Origin of the sequence: Sphingobium sp. HDIP04 (assembly GCF_000445085.1) — a bacterium.
GTDB classification, from domain to species: domain Bacteria; phylum Pseudomonadota; class Alphaproteobacteria; order Sphingomonadales; family Sphingomonadaceae; genus Sphingobium; species Sphingobium indicum.
Genome location: NZ_ATDO01000077.1, coordinates 58,364 through 75,261 on the forward strand (window position 1 = coordinate 58,364; position 16,898 = coordinate 75,261).

General features: G+C 65.9%; 15 protein-coding genes. 1 reads left to right on the forward strand and 14 read right to left on the reverse strand.

The genetic code is table 11. The features are described 5' to 3' along the window. Nucleotides 1-277 precede the first annotated feature (277 nt). Entirely contained in the window at nucleotides 278-1,627 is a 1,350-nt protein-coding gene (locus L286_RS33060; RefSeq protein WP_021223313.1) for a glycoside hydrolase family 16 protein, read from the forward strand. Here L286_RS33060 and L286_RS33065 read toward each other — a convergent pair. The 14 genes from L286_RS33065 to L286_RS33130 are packed head-to-tail and all read right to left on the reverse strand — an operon-like array spanning nucleotide 1,612 to nucleotide 16,771. Then, nucleotides 1,612-2,532 carry a glycosyltransferase family 2 protein gene (locus tag L286_RS33065; protein ID WP_020819195.1) on the reverse strand — a complete coding sequence of 307 codons (921 nt, stop codon included), beginning with the start codon at nucleotides 2,530-2,532 and terminating at the stop codon, nucleotides 1,612-1,614. The two genes, L286_RS33060 and L286_RS33065, sit on opposite strands and share 16 nt — an antisense overlap. After that, complete coding sequence (locus L286_RS33070) at nucleotides 2,532-3,617, reverse strand: acyltransferase family protein (RefSeq protein ID WP_020819194.1); 1,086 nt, start codon at nucleotides 3,615-3,617, stop codon at nucleotides 2,532-2,534. The genes L286_RS33065 and L286_RS33070 overlap by 1 nt, the downstream gene beginning before the upstream one ends. Next, the gene (locus L286_RS33075; RefSeq protein ID WP_020819193.1) at nucleotides 3,614-4,741 is read right to left on the reverse strand and encodes an endo-1,4-beta-xylanase; all 1,128 of its coding nucleotides are present in this window, start codon (nucleotides 4,739-4,741) and stop codon (nucleotides 3,614-3,616) included. The genes L286_RS33070 and L286_RS33075 overlap by 4 nt, the downstream gene beginning before the upstream one ends. Beyond that, nucleotides 4,738-5,706 (reverse strand): glycosyltransferase family 2 protein, encoded by a 969-nt coding sequence (locus L286_RS33080; RefSeq protein WP_020819192.1) that lies wholly within the window; start codon nucleotides 5,704-5,706, stop codon nucleotides 4,738-4,740. The genes L286_RS33075 and L286_RS33080 overlap by 4 nt, the downstream gene beginning before the upstream one ends. Next, on the reverse strand, nucleotides 5,706-6,662 hold the full coding sequence (locus L286_RS33085) for a glycosyltransferase family 2 protein (protein WP_007685656.1): 957 nt from the start codon (nucleotides 6,660-6,662) through the stop codon (nucleotides 5,706-5,708). The genes L286_RS33080 and L286_RS33085 overlap by 1 nt, the downstream gene beginning before the upstream one ends. Next, nucleotides 6,659-7,588: a glycosyltransferase family 2 protein gene (locus tag L286_RS33090; RefSeq protein WP_020819191.1), complete on the reverse strand. Its 930-nt coding sequence runs from the start codon at nucleotides 7,586-7,588 to the stop codon at nucleotides 6,659-6,661. The genes L286_RS33085 and L286_RS33090 overlap by 4 nt, the downstream gene beginning before the upstream one ends. Beyond that, a complete protein-coding gene (locus tag L286_RS33095) occupies nucleotides 7,581-8,978 on the reverse strand; it encodes an O-antigen ligase family protein (RefSeq protein ID WP_020819190.1) in 1,398 nt (465 codons plus the stop codon). The genes L286_RS33090 and L286_RS33095 overlap by 8 nt, the downstream gene beginning before the upstream one ends. After that, on the reverse strand, nucleotides 8,948-10,237 hold the full coding sequence (locus L286_RS33100; RefSeq protein ID WP_020819189.1) for a polysaccharide biosynthesis protein: 1,290 nt from the start codon (nucleotides 10,235-10,237) through the stop codon (nucleotides 8,948-8,950). The genes L286_RS33095 and L286_RS33100 overlap by 31 nt, the downstream gene beginning before the upstream one ends. Then, a complete protein-coding gene (locus tag L286_RS33105) occupies nucleotides 10,230-11,054 on the reverse strand; it encodes a WecB/TagA/CpsF family glycosyltransferase (protein ID WP_020819188.1) in 825 nt (274 codons plus the stop codon). Before L286_RS33105 ends, L286_RS33100 begins: the two co-directional genes overlap by 8 nt. Beyond that, nucleotides 11,051-11,968: a capsular polysaccharide biosynthesis protein gene (locus L286_RS33110; RefSeq protein ID WP_013040228.1), complete on the reverse strand. Its 918-nt coding sequence runs from the start codon at nucleotides 11,966-11,968 to the stop codon at nucleotides 11,051-11,053. The genes L286_RS33105 and L286_RS33110 overlap by 4 nt, the downstream gene beginning before the upstream one ends. Further along, nucleotides 11,965-13,323 carry a GNVR domain-containing protein gene (locus L286_RS33115; protein ID WP_013040227.1) on the reverse strand — a complete coding sequence of 453 codons (1,359 nt, stop codon included), beginning with the start codon at nucleotides 13,321-13,323 and terminating at the stop codon, nucleotides 11,965-11,967. Before L286_RS33115 ends, L286_RS33110 begins: the two co-directional genes overlap by 4 nt. Then, nucleotides 13,320-14,747 (reverse strand): ATP-binding protein, encoded by a 1,428-nt coding sequence (locus L286_RS33120; RefSeq protein WP_013040226.1) that lies wholly within the window; start codon nucleotides 14,745-14,747, stop codon nucleotides 13,320-13,322. Before L286_RS33120 ends, L286_RS33115 begins: the two co-directional genes overlap by 4 nt. Further along, nucleotides 14,744-15,568, reverse strand: coding sequence for a polysaccharide biosynthesis/export family protein (locus L286_RS33125; RefSeq protein ID WP_020819187.1), 825 nt, complete (start codon nucleotides 15,566-15,568; stop codon nucleotides 14,744-14,746). Before L286_RS33125 ends, L286_RS33120 begins: the two co-directional genes overlap by 4 nt. 27 nt (nucleotides 15,569-15,595) lie before the next feature. After that, nucleotides 15,596-16,771: a hypothetical protein gene (locus L286_RS33130; protein ID WP_020819186.1), complete on the reverse strand. Its 1,176-nt coding sequence runs from the start codon at nucleotides 16,769-16,771 to the stop codon at nucleotides 15,596-15,598. Nucleotides 16,772-16,898: the final 127 nt, after the last annotated feature.

The following is a 16,898-nucleotide window of genomic DNA, read 5'->3' on the forward strand; positions in this document are numbered from 1 at the left end:
GGGATGGGATTGAGCAGGGCGCTCCCGGCCTTGGGTCGGGGGCGCCCTTTCATTTCCGGCGCAGTCCCTTTCGCGATCATATCGATTCTGAAAACATGGCCGGGTTGAGCCAGTTCCGGCGCGCCCAGCAACAACTCGTCGCAAATTCCCAAAGGATACGACGAGTCGTCGTTGACCCCAGCTTTTTGTTAACCTTCTTGGAAGACCCTACAGGGGATAACTTCGGGGGTCGCAAACCATGTCTGTCAAAATGACTGGCTCCATTTTTGGAGCCGGAATGCTTTGTATTTTCGCGGCGGGAGCCGCAACGATCATGACCAGCCTGTCGACATCAAGCATGATGTCGACCGCAACAACGACCGGATCGCAGCTTGTTTCCGCCACGACTTCGACCACGATAACGTCGTCGACGACCAGCGGTTCCGCGACGACGAGCACAGTATCCGATTTTTCCGACTTCGACTTCGCCAATGGGACGAAGCTGCCGGCAAAGGCGACTCTGTCGCTGGGCAATGCCAGCTTTCGTCCGGGCAGCAGCGTGGCCCATGTGCCCGTGACGCTGGACCGGCCGACGCCCAATACGGTGATTGCGCGGATCATCACGGTCAACGGATCGGGCATCTATCGCGCGCTGTCGGGCTATAATTACCAGACGGTCGACACGGTGGTGATCTTCCGCCCCGGCGATCCGCTGGTGCAGACCGTCGCGGTGCCGATCATCGGCGCCACGGAAGGGCAGCAGTTCCAGGTCAAGCTGCGGGAGGCGCCCTGGGGTGGCCTCCAGGGGCAATCGACCGCGACGATCACGGCCAGCAGCACGGCCATGGCGACGGCCAGGGCGACGGGCACGTTCCGCGTCCCGCGCAGCTTCGCGGCGACCGGCACGCTTCAGTTCGAACTGCGCAAGGACACCCATAGGCGGTCACCCGACGGCGGCTGGGACCGCTGGGCGACTTCGCTTGCCCATGGGCGGACGCAGGTCGCCAATGGGGAAACCGGGCTCTACCTCGATTCCAGCATTTTCCCCGGCATCGAAGGGCCGGTCTATTGGGGCGCAAACGGGCTCGTCCTGCATACGCAGAAGCTGAAGACGCCGATCAGCTATGACGGCCAGAGCTGGTATTACGGTTCGTCGGTGCTGGACGGCCGCAATTTCCTGGCGACGCAGATCGGTTATGGCCAATATGAATGGGAAGCGAAAATGCCCAGCCGGCGCGGGTCATGGCCCGCCTTCTGGCTGGTGTCGACCAGCGGCTGGCCGCCCGAAATCGATATTTACGAGGGGTTCGGCTATCAGAGCTATTGGGATTTCGACCGTCATGTCGCCCATACCCTGCATATCGGCGCCAACAGCACCCGCTACGATCAGCGGGGAGTCACGATCCAGACGCAGCAGGCCTATGGCCTCAGCGGCTATTCCCAGGGCTTTCACCGCTTCGCCGTCGACATCCAGCGGGATTACATCACCTGGTTCGTGGATGGCGTGGAAACCTATCAGTCGGTCAACCCCTTCCGGGGCTTCCGCTTCTATCCGATCATGGACGTCGCGGTGAAGACCAACGGCGCCTATGACGACGGGTCGGGCGACATGGTCATCAAGAGCTTCAAAATCTACAGCGCGCCATAATGATCCTGGGCGCCCCCCGCCAGGGCATAGAGGCGCCCCCAGCTCTTGACCCACTGCCCGGCGATGTCCACCCGACGCGCGCCGGGCAGCAGCAGGGCCGCCAGGCCGGCCGTCCGCAATCCCAATATGGCGACAGACCGGACCAGCAGCTTCGCGGCGCCGATGCGGCCGGGCAGGGCCTTGCGCCGCGCCATGGTCTCGGTGCAGCCGATGCGCCACATGCGTTTCAGCACCCATGAAAGGCGCGCCCGCTCAGCCGAAACCCATTCGCCGACCCGCGCATCGGGCGACCAGCCGAAGCGGGCACCCGCATCATGCAGCCGGGCCAGGAAGTCCAGATCCTCCCCGCCGCTGCGGTTGAAGCGCGGATCGAAGAAGGGCTCTCCGATCATGGCAAAGGCGCGTCGGCTGACCAGCAGATTGTTGCTCGCCCATAGCATGCCGGTCGCGCCCCATGGCCGTTCCTCGGCGCGGAAGACCAGCGTTTTGCGCGCCCATCGCGGCGGCTGCCCCACGAAGCGGCTATCCACCGGGCCGGCGACCACGTCCGCGCCCACCTGCGCCTGGCAAATCAGCAGCGCGTCGAGCCAGCCGGGCTGGGGCCATTCGTCATCGTCGATCATCGCCACGAAACGCATCGCCGGATCGTCCAGCGCTGCGGCGGCGATGGCATTGCGGACCGCGCAAAGCCCCGGCTGGGCCACCGACAGCAGCGTCACGGGCAGGCCATAACCCTCCACCAGCATGGCGCGGACCACGGCTGCCCCCTCCTGCCTGACGGGATCGTTGTCGGCCACCAGCACCTTCACGTCATGGCGGCCGGTCACGCCCGGCAGCGTCTCCAGCAGGTGACGGAGCTGATCGGGCCGGCGGAAGGTGGGAATGGCGATCCAGACCGCGGGCATCAGACGGCGGCCTCCACCACCGGCTTGCGGCTGCGTCCGCCGCGCTGGAGCCATTTTATGAGCCGATGCCCGCGCACTTCCACCAGCGCATAGCTTGCCCAGCAGAGCAGCCAGGTCGCCGCCAGCATGGCGAGGACGATCAACCCGTCGAAGCCGTTGACGCCATGCCTGTGCGCCACGCTCATGCCGCGGGCGAACACGTCCCGCACCAGCGGATGCCAGAGATAGATGGAATAGCTGATGAGACCCAGATGGAAGCTGACCGGATTGGCCATCACCGCCCGCGCCGCCGCGCCGTTATAATAGCAGCTCAGCACCAGCGCCGGCATCAGGCAGACCACCAGCAGGTCGACCTTTCCCGGTAGCAGCAGCGCGAGCGCGATGAGCCCGCAGATCATTACGAATGCGCCCGTCCGGTCGATCAGCCGGCGGCACCACGCCTTTTCTGCGCAGCGATAGCTGAGAACGCCCAGCGAGAAACCGGCGAGGCAGCGCAGCAGCGTCAGCACGCTGTCGCTGTCATTGACGTCCAGCGGTCCGCTGGAACCCCGGCCGGACAGCGCCACCAGGCCCAAAATGCCGACGCACAGCAAGGCCTGCGCCCATGCCCATCGCGAAAAGGCGATGATGGCGATCAAGGGATAGATGAGATAGGCCGCGACCTCCGTGCTGACGGACCAGCTATTGCCCGCGATCGGCTCCGTTCCCCAACCCCAGCTCTGCACCATCAGCAGGTTGGTGACGATGTTCGGCGCGTCGAGCGCAATCGCCTGGCTGCCGGAGATGTTGAGGACGATGCGCGCCATGAACACCAGCGTCACGATCAGGTGCAGCGGCCATACCCGCGCCATGCGGTTGACGAGGAAGTCGACATAGCTCGCCCGCCCCAGATGGTTCACCACCCGGTCGTGATAGCCGAAGGAGATGACGAAGCCGCTCAGGATGAAGAACAGGTCGACCGCCAGATAGGCGCGGGAGAAAAGCGGCAGGCGAAACGCCTCGAACGCCGGGTTGTGCGGGATGTGGTACAGCAGCACCGACACCGCCGCCACGCCGCGAAGGCCGGTCAGCGAGGAAATTCTCATGCGCCTGCGCTCCTTATGGCGGGGGCCGCGTCGAAGGCGGCGGCTATGGCGTCCCACAACGGCTTGCGGCGCATCCCGCCGTCAAGCGGCAGGCCGCGCGACAACTGGCCGTCGGGCCACTTGTAATCCTTGAAATTGGACAGCCAGCTATAGCGGTCCGACAGCCCCCAGCAGAGCACCGACCGCATGGCCGGATTGTCCAGCGCCACGTCCAGAAAGGCCTTGGCGACGGAGGCGATCTCCTTGTCCCGCTTTTCCGGATTGGGCGGCCCGCCCCGGTCCGCGACGTCGAACTCCGTGATGGAAAGGGCCAGCCCATAGCCGCTGAGCTGATCCAGAAAGCGCGCGAACCGGGCCTGGTTGAATCCCTCCCTATAGGGCTTCAAATGCCCCTGTATGCCGATGGCGTCCACCGGCACGTTGCGCGCCATCAGCCGGTCGAGCAGCTTCAGCATGGCGGTGCGGCGACGCTCGCAGCGGGGGGAGTCATGCTCTATCCCGAAATCGGTCAGGAACCGCATGGGCCGGGGGTCGACCTCCCGCGCGCGGTGGAAGGCGATGTCGACATAATCCTCTCCCAGCGCGTCCATCCACATGCTTTTGGCGCGCATGCCGTCGGCGCGGCCGTCATTCGGCTCGATGGCTTCGTTGACGACGTCCCATTCGCGGATTTTGCCCGCGTAACGGCGCATGGCGGTGTCGATATAGCTGGTCATCAGCGTTTCGCGTTCGGCACGGCCGGCGGCCTTCAGCGCTGGCTCCAGCCAGGGCGGCTGCGCGGCATACCATACCAGCGCATGGCCCCTTGCGCGCATGCCGTGCCGCTGCGCGAAGGCGATGATCTGGTCCGCGCCGCTGAAATCATATCGGCCGGGCTTCGGCTCCGTCGTGCCGCGCTTCAGTTCATATTCCTGGACGACCATGTCGCATTCGCGGGCGACGGCGGCCGTGAAATCGGGGTCTTCGCGCAACTGGCGCGACTTGATCGCGGCGCCGAAATAGCGGCCAGACTTGCGGGCATGGGCGGCAAGGCCCGCCGTGCCGCCGACCTGCGCGGCGCTCGGCTGGATGGGGGAGCATGCGGAAAGCGCCGCCGCGCCCGCCAGGAATTCGCGCCGTCTCACAGCCTTTGCCCCTTGCCGGCGAACATGTGGGACAGGTCGATCCAGCGGTCGGAAATGCGGCGATAGACCGGATCAGGCATCACGATCTGCAACAGCACCGTCGCCGCCAGCCGCGGCCCGAACGCCCCCCGGCAGACCGCGCCCAGATAATAGCGCATCGCCCTCCGCCTGCTGGTCGGCCAGATGCTTTTCGCGGCGTGCCAGCCCATATAGGCGGAAAAGGCGCGCGGGCTGATATGGGGGCGCAGGTCCCGCAGCCAGGTCAGGCTGCCGATGCTGCCGCGCACCTGGGAAAGCCGGTCGTCGGCATCCCGGTCCGCCCATATGGTGCCGGGCCGCTCCGTCATCAGGAAGCGCGCGCCGGCCAGCGACAGGCGCAGGGCGAAATCGGTATCGTCGCCGAACCTCACATCCTCGCGGTAGCGGACCTTCCCCGCCAGCGTACGGCTGAGCGCCATGCTGCTGGTCTGGATGAAGCCGCGGTCGCACATCAGATAGCGGTCCATGGTCTCGCCATGCGCGATGGCGCGCGGCGGCTTCAGGAAATTGCGTCCCGCGCCCCGGTCGGCCAGCACCTGGCCATAGGCGACGATGTCCTCGCTCTCCTGCAACAGCGGCAGCAGGTCGGCGAGGTGATGGGGCAGGAAGCGGTCGTCGCAGTCGAGAAAGGCGATATAGCGTCCGCGGGCATGGTCTATGCCCTTGTTGCGCGCCGCCGCCGCGCCGCGATTTTCCTGCACGATGACCTTGAGGCGCGGATCGTTGATCGCGCCCAGAGCAACCTCCGTCCCGTCGGTCGACCCGTCCACCACCACGATCACCTCGATGATCGCGACGGTCTGTTCCAGGGCGGACATGACGGCAGCGACCGCCGCGTCGCGCCGCTGATAGGTCGGGATCACCACGGAAAACAGCGGCGCGGCGGCCGCCGCCTTCAGGCTGGATGGAGGTTGCCAGGCGGTCATCACGAACCGGCTCCACTTGTCGCGGGCTCGGCCTTGCCGAAGCGCAGGACGAAGCCGTTGACCAGCGAACGGTAGAGCGGCTTGGGCAGGTAGGACCGCAGCACCTGCCGCGCGATCACGCGGGGAGGAACGCCGCCGGCCACCATGCCGACCGCCAGATCCTTGATCGCCGCCACCGGCCTGATCGGCGCCATGTGATAGGCGAGCACGGTCGCGCGATAGCCCCGCCGCGCCCGGTTGGTGAGCATGTGGCCGCAGCGGTCCAGCCAGTCGAGCGAGGTCTCATACCCCTTAACATAGGAAGTCCGCCCGGCCTCGGTCGCGTCGAGCCATATGGTCAGCGGCTGGTCGATCATCCGGAACCGCGCCCCTGCGCCCTGGAGCCGGACGCAGAAGTCCAGATCCTGCCCCTTCTTCAGCGCCGGGTCGAACAGCACATGCTGCGCCATGCCGGTCGGCACGACCATGGTGCTGGTCTGCATGAACTGGTTGGCGCAGAACAGATATTCCCCGACATCCTCGCCCTCGCGAATGCCCCGGTCGGGCCTGATCCAGTAGCGGTCGACGCCCCGGTCCACCTTCATCCGGGAATAGAGCACCGTTCGCCCGTCGTCTCCCGCCAGCGCCTTCGCCATGATGGAAAGCTTGCCGGGCAGGAACAGGTCGTCGGAGTCCAGAAAGGCGATATAGCGCCCGTCCGACGCCATGATCCCGGCATTGCGCGCCGCGCCGCCGCCGGCATTGTCCTGTCGGATATAACGGACGCGAGGATCGCCTATCGCGTCGATGACCGGGCCGGGATTGTCCCGCGACCCGTCGTCGATCACGACGATCTCGAAATCCCGCCAGTCCTGCGCCAGCACGGACCGGATGGTGTCCCCGACGATTTCCGCCCGGTTGTAGAGCGGGATGACGACGGAGAAAAAGGGTTGCTTGCCCAGCGCGGCATCGCTCATGCGCCATGCACCTTTCGATATTCTTCATAGTGGAATCCGGCGAGGCCGGCGATCTTGCCGGCCGCGCGATACAGCTTGCCCAGCCGCTCGACCCGCTTCCCCTGGTCGAGCGTGGCGACCGCGCCCAGCGATCCGACGAGGAAGCCCGCGGCGATGCGCGGCGCCTCCCCCAGGGAGGCGCGCAGCCTGCCCTTGTGGAACCGCTCCACCATCATGTCGGTCATGCCGACGCGATAGCCGCGCATCAGCAGCCATCGGGCGGTGACGCGGCTGGCGGGGATGAGTTCGGTCACGACCGCCTCCTCCGACCAGGCGAAGCGGAAACCGGCACGCTGCATGCGGGTGAAAAGCTGCTTGTCCGACCCGCCGGTCAGCGCCATGCGCTCGTCGAAGGGGCGCTCCCCCATGGCGCGCAGGGCCGTGGCGGCGATCAGCACATTGGCGGTGCTGTCCACCAGCGCAACCGGGCCGGACTGCCCGCGCCGCTTGGGGGCGAGCAGGGGATGGCGGGCAGCCCAGGGGGCGACGGCGCTGTCCATTTCCCGCAGCACGGCGCCGCCGACCACGTCCGCGTCCCAGCGTTGCGCCGTATCGGCCATGGCGTCGATCCAGCCGGGGGAGGCGGCCTCGTCATCGTCCAGCATGGCGACATGGGTCGCGCCGGGCCGCGCCAGCGCGGCGGCGACGAGCGCGTTGCGCACCAGCGGAATGCCGCGCTCCGCCACCAGCACGGCTTCGATCGGCCAGCGATAGCCCTTGGAAGCAAGCTGCTCGACCACCGCCAGCCCTTCCTGCCGGGCGGCGTCATTGTCGGCCACCAGCACTTCCAGATTGTGCCGCGTTTGCTGCGCAGCAAGGGATTCCAGGGTCCGCCGCAATCCCTGCGGACGGTTGCAGGTGGCGATGCAGACGATGATATTAGCCATGGACGCTCTCCTGCCGGAGGTGATGGCGCCGGGTCCATTGCGGGCGCGGCTTGGCCTTGAAGGTGGCGTGCGCGGCCGCGATGGCCGCGAGGAAGATCACCCAGACTTGGCGATCCTTGTCGAAGAAGCTGGTTTCCAGCAGATTCTGGTACATGACGAACACCCAGATCGCGAAGGCCGGCACCATCAGCGCCTGGTTCTCCCTGGTCGAGCCGGTCAGGAACCAGTAGGCGGGCAAGGCAAGAAAGCTGACCAGCAGCATGGCGAGGCCCAGCGGCCCGGTCGTCACCAGGATTTCCAGATAGCCGTCATGCGAATGGGCGGTCAGCATCTGGAATTGCTGGTTGAGATAGTCATGCGCCGGGCTGTTCACGCCGACCTGCCAGAAGCCGCCGAAGCCCGCGCCCAGATAGGGATGATCGGCCAGATAGTCGAACACCACCTGCCAGATCGACACGCGGCCGGTGAAGCTGGTCGGATCGGCGAACAGCCGCTCGATGGTCGGCTGGTAAGCGATGTAGAGCGCCAGGAAGCCGACCATGCCGAACCCCAGCATCAGCAGCAATATCGCGCGTTTCTGCGTGTTGTCGCTCAGCGCCCGATAGATGTTGCTGATCGCCAGCATGCCGACGCACAGCGCGAGTGAGGTCTTGCTCTTGGTTCCGATCACGAAGACGAAGGCCATGACCGCGAACAGCGCATAATACCATTTGCGTCGGTCGATCCATGCATTGCCGCAGACGATGAAGGTCAGCGCCATGACGGCGCCCGCGATATTCTTGTGGAAGAAGAAGCCGCGCCACGCGCCGATCAGCGCCTTGTCGCTTTCGGTCGGCGGATGGACGGCGGCGGGCGTCAGCGGCAGCGACGCCCAGCAGATGATCAGCGAGAGGATCAGCGCCGCGCGCAGCGCGTCGAACAGCCGCTGCGGCCCCATCAGGGAGAGCGCGCAGAAGGTGATGTAGATCACGATGAGCTGCTGCATCGCCCGCTTGAAGGACACGAACGGGTCCACGCCCCAGGTGCAGGAAATGAAGAACCAGGCCAGCATGATCGCCAGCGGCCAGAAGGTGAACCTGTATTGCAGCGGATGCTTGCGGATGATCTGCACGCCGGTCAGCAGCAGGGCGAAGCCGATGAACAGCATCTGCTTGAACAGGTCCGACCCGTCATTTTCCTGCGCCATCGCCACCAGTTCGTCCTGGGTGCGGGAGGCGAAGGGCTGCTGCCCGATGAAGACCATCATCAGGAAGACGAAATAGAAGATCTGGGTGATCCAGATCATGCGCATGCTCTGGCCGCCGCCGGTCTGGGCGGGGAGGGCGGCCGCGCCGCCGCGATGCCAGCTTGTCGCCATGGTCAGGCGGCTCCCTGCCGGTCGCGCCGCCATTTGCGGTCGAGTTGCCATATGCCGAGCATCATGACGAGCTGCGACAGCACGACCCCGCCGATGGAGAAGACGGGTGCGGTGCCCAGCACCAACAGCGTCACGGCGACCAGCCCGACGCCGCAACTGCGCATGCTCTGCGCCGCGAGCGGGCGGAAGGCCTTTCGCGCCTGGGTCATCACGCTCATCGGCGTCTGCACGCACTGGACGAGGGAGAGGAGGGCGCACAGGCCCACGGCGATCATCACCAGCCGATGGTCCAGCGTGGGCTTCAGGATCAGGCCGGGAAAGGCATGGAGGGCAATCGCCGCCACGACGCAGGTCGCCAGCCACAGCATGACCAGCGCGGCCATGAAGACCCGTTCCGACCTGATCGCCGAGTCATGATCGCCCCGCGCCACGGCGCGCGTCATGCGGGGACGCTCTAACTGGGTGAGGGCGGTGATGCAGACATTGACCGGGCGGAAGAACAGCATCCCTACCGCAATCGGCGCGAAGGCGGTCGGTCCGGCGAGCAGCGTCACGATATAGCTGTGCGAGTTGGAGGTGGCCTCCGTCGACAGTACGCCGACCAGCGTCCAGGCCGACTGCTCCTTCCAGATCGGGCGATAGGCGCCCAGCGCCCGGCCGGGTGCCATGGCGAAGTGCCGCCGCAGATAGGCGATGCCGAAGGGCAGCAGTCCAACCAGGCTGGCGGCCACCAGCATGCCGCCGATGGCAGGCAGGTCAGCCCCGGTCCGCATCGCGATCAGCAGGCCCGCCAGGATCGTTCCGGCATAGGCGAGGTCGGACCGCGCCGCGCTGGCCGGGGCGTGATGCGCATAGGCATTGGAGCGCCCGAACCAGCGGATCAGCGACAGCATGCCCGCCAGCCCGAACAGCGAAGCGGCTGCCGGAGAGGCGGTCGCCCAGGCGATGGCGGCGCAGATCAGCCCCTGGCTGGCCGCCAGCATCAGGTTGACCGGGAAAAAGAAGTCGAAGCTTCGGGCATCGGCATCGTCCCCCTGGTTCACCGCGATGGTGTAGGGCGTCGACACCAGCGCATTGGACAGGCCATAGCCGAACTGGATGATCACCAGCAGGAAGGCCAGCGTGCCGATGGCCGCCGTTTCCAGATGATGGATGGAAAAGAGCTGGACCAGCAGATGGCTGACCGAGACGATGGCCGACGACAGGCTTGCCAGGCCGAAGCGGCCGAACAGGCTGCCAAGGCGCTGGACCCGGCCTGCGGGGAGATTTTCAGCCGCCTGGGCCTCAGCCATGGCGATGTTTCCAGATCAGCCAGAGCGCGTGCGGATTGGTGGTGATGTAGCGCCAGGCCAGTTCCTTGGGCCGCGTCGCCATGCGGTGCAGCCATTCGAAACCGGACTTCTGCATCCAGAGCGGGGCGCGCGGATAGTCGCCGGTGATATAGTTGAACAGGCCCCCGCAGGTAACGATCCAGCCCGCCTTGATCCGGTCGCGATTGCGCACGCAAAAGGCCTGTTCGCGGGGCTTGCCGGTGCCGACCCAAAGGACGTCGGGCGCGGCCGCGTTGATCGCGTCGATCACCGCATCCTCCTCCTCCGGCTTCCAGAAGCCGTTGCGCCGTCCGGCGAGCTGAAGGCCCGGCGCGAGCGCGAGAATCTCCTTCGCGCAGGCGGCGTTCACCTTCTCCTCTCCGCCGAGCAGATAATAGCTGACCTGGGCATCCGCCGCCGGTTTCAGGCTGTCGATGAACATGTCCGTCGTGCTGGAACGGTCCGCGATGGGCGGTCCGCCGAACCAGCGGGATGCCGCCACGACGATCTGTCCGTCGGCATGGATCAGGTCCGCCTGCGCCAGATTGGCCCGGAATTCGGGATCGGTGGCGTTCATCGACAGGCCCTGGCCGTTGGCGTCGAACACCAGGAGGGGACGTTGGTCCAGGCCCTTGCGCAGCGGCGCTTCCACCAGCATCTTGGCGATCAGCGCATCCAGCGACAGGGTGGACACCGGCAGGCCGCCGACATGCGCCACGGGGGCTTCATTCCCTATGCCCGGACCGATGCCGGGCGAAGGAAGGGGCTGGCGATGCGCCAGCGCTTGTTCGACGCTCATGCAATCACCGTCCCGGCGATGGGCACGCCATGGCGGTCGAGATCGTCGATGACCCGGCGCATGTCGGCAATGGCGGTATCCCCGCGCCGGGCCACGATCACCACCGCGTCGAAGCCCGCCAATATGCTGCCATAGGGCGTCTGGTCGCCCTTGCGCTCCGCGAGGTAGAACAGCATCGACGTGTCGCGCAGGCCCCAGCCATTGGCCGTTTCCGCCAGAGGACCACGCGTCACCAGGCTCGCCGCGCTGCCCGATGCGCGGCCGGCGGTCATCAGCCAGAGGCCCTCCACCGCCGTCTTGGCCGCAGGCAGCAGCGCCGCGCTGCCCATCAGTTGTTCGGCCAGCCCGGCCTTGTTGGCGATGCGGAACAGCCGGTCGAGCGAGGGCCGGCCCATGTCGACGTCGATCAGCATCGTCTGCCCGTCCATCTGCGCCAGCACGACGGCAAGGTTCGCCGCCATGATCGCCGCTTCGTCGCCCGCCTCTATGGCCAGCACCGCCAGCCGCAGGGCGGCAGGGTCGCCCTCCTTGGCGACGGCGCGCATCTTGGCGCGGATCGTCCGCACCTTGGCGGCATAGGCGTCGGCGGGGTCGAAGGCCGCGATCACCAGCGGATCGACCCGCTGGTCGCCCTCCGGCAGCAGGGCGAAGCCGCCCTGCAACGCCGCGAGCATGCCCGCATCTTCCGGGTCCAGCAGCCCCAGGTCGACCGCCGCATCATGCAGCGCCAGCCCCTGGGATCGGGCATGCGCCTCGACCTTGTGCACTTCGGCTTCGGCCAGGAAGCCATGCTCTACCGCCAGCCGGGCGAAATTATGGCTGTCGCGGGCGCGGGGACGCAGCGCGGCGCCGCCGCCTGCCATGCCGCCCGATGCCAGTTGATGCGGGGCGCCCGCCGTGGAACGCAGTCTCATGCGGCCTCCTGCTGCTTGAAGAACTTGGCCTGGCGCGCGGGGACCGGCACCAATTCGGTGATGACGTCGACTTCGGTGGCGCGGGCCACGCCGGCCGCCGAACGAACGCGGGGATGGACGATCTCCATCAGGATGACCGCAGCCACGCCGCCGACCAGGCCAAGCGCGATCCCGCCGATCAGCCACAGCATGATATTGGGTTTGGCCGGCAGCAGGGGCACGGTCGCCTCGTCCAGAGGGCTGGCATTGGGTTGCGAGATCTGGCTCTTGAGGACCGCTTCGTTAAAACGCTGGCGCACCGTGTCATAGGTCTGTCGCGCCGCGTCGACGTCGCGCTGGAGGACCATGAGCTGGTCCTGCACGTCCGACATGCGGATCATGCGATCCTCCTGCCCCGCCATGTTGGACTTGAGGTCGCCCTCGCGCCGGCTGGCCGCCACGCTGTTGGCGCTGACCGCGCCGGCCTGGCTGGCGCGCGCCGCCGCCAGCTTCGATTGAAGCTCGGACAATTGGGCGGTGGCAGCCGCCATGGTCGGATGATTGGGGCCCAGCGTCTTTTGCAGTTCGGACACCCTGGCGGACTGCGCCGCCACCTGTTCCTGCAAATTCTGGACGATCAGCGATCCTTCGATGTCGGAAACGCTGCCCGCACCGGCCTTGGACCGCGCAGCCGCCGCCTCCGCCTGCGCCTGGGTAAGCTGGTAGGACAGATTCTTGAGCTTCTCCGCCTCAAGGTCCATGCGGTTGATGCCGATGATGTCATGCGCCCGCTGGAAATCCGACAGCTTCTTCTGCGCGATCTCGTAGCGACGGCGCACTTCCTCCGTCTGCTCGTCGAACCATTTTGCCGATCCGCGAGCGGGTGAGGCGCGCAGTTCCACTTGTTCGCGCATGTAGATCCTGGCGATCAGATTGGCGACCTTCGCGGCGACCTGCGGATCGGCGTTCAGATACTGGATCTGGAGCACGTTGCTCTGCCGCCCGGTGGTGATGGTCATGTTCTTCGAAAGCATGGCGGCCGCCGCCTGCACCCGCGCGTCGGCGGGCATGTCCGTCGGCATCGCGTCGACGAAACCCGCTTCCCTCGCCACCGCGTTCATCACCTTGCCGCTGCGGATGATGTCCGTCTGCGTGCCCAGGATGGATTCCGTGTCCGGCTTGGTCCCCTGCGCGCTGTTGGTGTCGGTCGGGTCGGTCTGCGACAGGTCGAGCAGCAGCGAGGCCGTGCCCATATATTGCCGCGGTTGCAGAAAGGCGGTGATCGCGACGAGCAGGAACAATATGCCCCCGATCATCGCCGCCGTGCGCCAGCGCGCCTGAAGCGCCGCCAGCAAATCCATCGGGTTCATGGTCATAGCCCGTCCACTCCCTTGAGCAGCGCGCGCATTTCCTCCGCGGGCGATTGCACAGGCGGCGCGCTTTGCACCGGCTGCTTGGCCATCAGCAGCAGGAATTGCGGCGCCAGCGTATCCTCGAACATCCACAGTTCGCCATTGGGCGTTGCCACCAGGGCGGGTTGCAGCCGCACCATGGCGTCGCGCGCCTGGCTTTCGTTGATGGACCCGCCGCCCAGCACCTCATGGCCGAGCTTCACCAGCCGCTCATAGCTGATGGCGGACATTTGGGAGGCCACCACGGCGGCAAGAGCGATCATCCGGCGCGTCGAACCGGCTTCCCAGAGGATGCGGCGGAACAGCGCATGGGTCTGGCCGCTCATCTCCTCCCAGTCCTCCAGCGCGGAAATCAGTCCCTGCTCGACATCGGAAAGCAGCATCCGGTCGCGCGCGGCCGCTTCCGTCACCAGGGCGGCCGACATGCCGAACAGCCGGGCATGATAGGGCGAACCCATGGCCGCGCTCGCCAGCGCGTCCAGCGCATCCTCGTCGATGGAAAGCCGCGCATTGCCCGCGCAGGACAGCAGCAGCCGCTCCAGTTCCGGCTTGGGGATCGGCGCGACCCGCTGCGGCACCAGATGGCGGCGCAGCGAGGGGTGGGCGGCGATCAGCCCGTCAATGTCGCTGGCGATGCCAACCAGCACGACCTGGACCGGCGAGTGGATGTCGGTCAGCAGCTTCAGCAGCGTCGCCACATCCTGCTTGGCCGTTTCGGACTGCACCCGGTCATATTCGTCGATGATCAGGATGGACCGTTCCCGCACCTCCTCCACCAGCAGGGCGGAGAGGCGCGACACGTCCAGCGGCTCGCCCATCATCTTGCGCGCCCGTTCCTGTCCGGCGCTGCTCATCGGCAGTTCCGTCAGGAAGGGGCGGAAGAGGGAGTCGAAATCCGCCTCCCCATTGGCGGAGGCATAGAGCGCGACGCATCCCGCCTCGTCCGCCAGGTCGCCGAACACGCGGGCGAGCGATGTCTTGCCCGATCCCCGCGTGCCGAAGATCACGGCATGCTTGCGCTGCACGACGATCGCCTCGACCAGCTTTTCCAGTTCGCTGTTGCGCCCGGCCAGGCCGTGGCGGTCCGTCACCGGCATGGCGGTGTTGAACGCCGCATAGATGCTGTCGCGGCGCAGGCTGATCGGCTTGATCGGCGCGGCCATGGCGCTCATCGATAGCGGGCGGTGCGACGGTTCCTCCGGCTGCGCTTCGGGCGCCTCATGGCGGAAACCGGGCAAGGCCGGCACGTCGAGGTGCAGCGGCACGTCGTCGGGAATGGTGCGCTCATTGCGCCTCTCACCGTTTCGGGCGAGGGACAGGAAGCGATCGAAAATACCGGATTTCTGGCCGGATCGTGGTTGCGCGAAGCCTTGATCGAGGGTCGTCAAAACAGCTTCTCCCGGATGATGAGGACGTCTTCAGGCTTCACTGGATCGTCCAGCTTGGCCTGTATTTCCTTCCCCTCCCGCCGGACTTTTATCCTTTTCGTGGAACCCGCCAGGGTCGGCCCGCCCGCCAACGCCAATGCCTGCCGGAAGCTTTGCCCCGGCACATAGGAAAAGGCGCCGGGCTGCTGGACCTGGCCATAGACATAGACTTTCTCCGCCGGCGGCACGAACAGCGTGTCGCCTGCCTTCAACGGCCGCATCGCGCCTGCGCCCATGTCGGCCAGCGAAATGCGCACCGGCCCGCTGCCGTCGGCGGGCGTCAGGATGACGGCATTGGCGCCGTCCTTGGTCGATCCGCCCGCCTTGGCGAGCATCGACGCGACCGTATAATCCCGGTCGAGCGGATAATTGCCCGCTTCGGGCACATTGCCGAGCACGGTGACGAACCGGCTGACATAGTTGCTGACCTCCACGCTGACGGACGGCTTGGTGAGATAGCCGCCGCTGGCGTATCCCGCGGCGATGTCCTGCGCCAGTTGAGTGGTCGTCTTGCCCTTGGCCGAAACCGGGCCGACCAGCGCGAGCAGGACGGTGCCGTCCTCCTTGATGCGCGTCGTGGTCGACAGGTCCGGCTGACCGAAGACGGAGATTTTCAGCTCGTCATTGGGACCGAGCTGATAGCCCGCGCTCGCCGTCTGCGCGGCGGGAGCGGCGGTTGCGGTCGCCGCCGCGTTTCCGGCGGCGGTCTGGGCAGTCGCGGTCATCGGACCTGCAATGATGAGCAGGGTCGAGATGGATTTCAGGAGAGTATCGGCTTTCACAGCTCATGCTCCCAATATATTGAGGATCTAGAAATGCAGGGCAGCGCCCAGCGTTACTTGCGTGCCGCTATAGTTCGATATGCTGGTATCTGTTCTGCGGGTGTAATGCTGGGCATCCAGCGTAAGATCGAAACGATCCGAAAGTTTCCTTTTGAGCAGGCCGCCGAACCGACGATTGCGGTCGGCCGTTATCGAATAGGGACGAAGCGCCGCATCCTGCCGGAACTTTCTGCGGTCCCATTCCGCATAAAGGCCCGCGGACGTGAGTTCCGAGATCGAAAATTCACCCTGTATGCGGTAGCTGGTGTCGATGGCGAAGCCGCTCGCGATCAGGCTGTCGTTGATGATGGCCCGCTCGGTCGTCGCGGTCAGCTTCAGGCGCGGAATGGCCTGCGTCGACAGGCTGACCTTCCAGCCCAGCCCGTCATAGCCGCCGACCGCCGCGCTGTCGCTGCTGACGTCCAGCCAGCGGACATCCGCGTCGATCTGCGTGATCGGCGTCACCGCGCGCTGGAACCGCAGGCCATAGCTGTTGATGCGGTTCTCTATGCCCAGCGTGTCGCGCTTGCTGTTCACCCGCTCATAATAAGCGGTCAGCGTGCCCAGGCTGGGCATGGCATAGCCGATCCCGCCCATGAACAAGTCGCTGGTCTGGTCGGCATAGTCGAACTGGTCGGCGTTGCGCGTGGTGTCATGCTCGTAGCTCGCCACCGGGAACAGCCCCGGCCGTTCGCAGGTGAAATCCGCGCCGATGGTGGCGAATTTCTGGAGATTTTCGGTCGCCGAATTGATGTCGCCATAATCGGCGCGCTGCTGGCGATAGGCGGCGCGCGGGGTGATCAGGCAGGTCGCGCCGAAGCGGACATTGGCCTTCGCTTCCGTGTCGAGGCGCAGCTTGCTTCGCTGCCCTTCGGAAACGAAACGGTCATAGCCGATCTTGCCGCGCAGCAATATGTCGTGCCGGCCCACAGGCATGCCGTAGGTCGCCTCCAGGGAGGGCGTGACGATCAGGTCATCGGTCGGGTTTTCGACGCGGTCGTCCACGCGATAGACATTGTCGTCATAAAGTAGATCGAGACCGGCCGTCAGATGAAGGCCGTAATCGTTGATGCGCCTCTGTTCCGTTGCATTGTTGACGCGCTTCGGATCAGTCGATCCGTCATTATCCTGCGCGCGCAAGACTGTGGGCGTGGCCACCAGCATTACGGCACCACTCAGCGCCGCAGCGAAGCAGTTGCGGGACCGGGAAGTCTGTCGATCGAAAGGCGCAAAAATACAGCCCCGCAATCGCGGATTATTATATTCGTTCAAAATCAATCGACCCTTATTG

Bases quoted from the DNA above. Each gene is read 5' to 3' on its own strand.
- L286_RS33060 (WP_021223313.1), top strand. From the start codon at position 278: ATGCTTTGTATTTTCGCGGCGGGAGCCGCAACGATCATGACCAGCCTG.
- L286_RS33065 (WP_020819195.1), bottom strand. From the start codon at position 2,532: ATGCCCGCGGTCTGGATCGCCATTCCCACCTTCCGCCGGCCCGATCAG.
- L286_RS33070 (WP_020819194.1), bottom strand. From the start codon at position 3,617: ATGAGAATTTCCTCGCTGACCGGCCTTCGCGGCGTGGCGGCGGTGTCG.
- L286_RS33080 (WP_020819192.1), bottom strand. From the start codon at position 5,706: ATGACCGCCTGGCAACCTCCATCCAGCCTGAAGGCGGCGGCCGCCGCG.
- L286_RS33085 (WP_007685656.1), bottom strand. From the start codon at position 6,662: ATGAGCGATGCCGCGCTGGGCAAGCAACCCTTTTTCTCCGTCGTCATC.
- L286_RS33090 (WP_020819191.1), bottom strand. From the start codon at position 7,588: ATGGCTAATATCATCGTCTGCATCGCCACCTGCAACCGTCCGCAGGGA.
- L286_RS33095 (WP_020819190.1), bottom strand. From the start codon at position 8,978: ATGGCGGCGCGACCGGCAGGGAGCCGCCTGACCATGGCGACAAGCTGG.
- L286_RS33100 (WP_020819189.1), bottom strand. From the start codon at position 10,237: ATGGCTGAGGCCCAGGCGGCTGAAAATCTCCCCGCAGGCCGGGTCCAG.
- L286_RS33105 (WP_020819188.1), bottom strand. From the start codon at position 11,054: ATGAGCGTCGAACAAGCGCTGGCGCATCGCCAGCCCCTTCCTTCGCCC.
- L286_RS33110 (WP_013040228.1), bottom strand. From the start codon at position 11,968: ATGAGACTGCGTTCCACGGCGGGCGCCCCGCATCAACTGGCATCGGGC.
- L286_RS33115 (WP_013040227.1), bottom strand. From the start codon at position 13,323: ATGACCATGAACCCGATGGATTTGCTGGCGGCGCTTCAGGCGCGCTGG.
- L286_RS33130 (WP_020819186.1), bottom strand. From the start codon at position 16,771: ATGCTGGTGGCCACGCCCACAGTCTTGCGCGCGCAGGATAATGACGGA.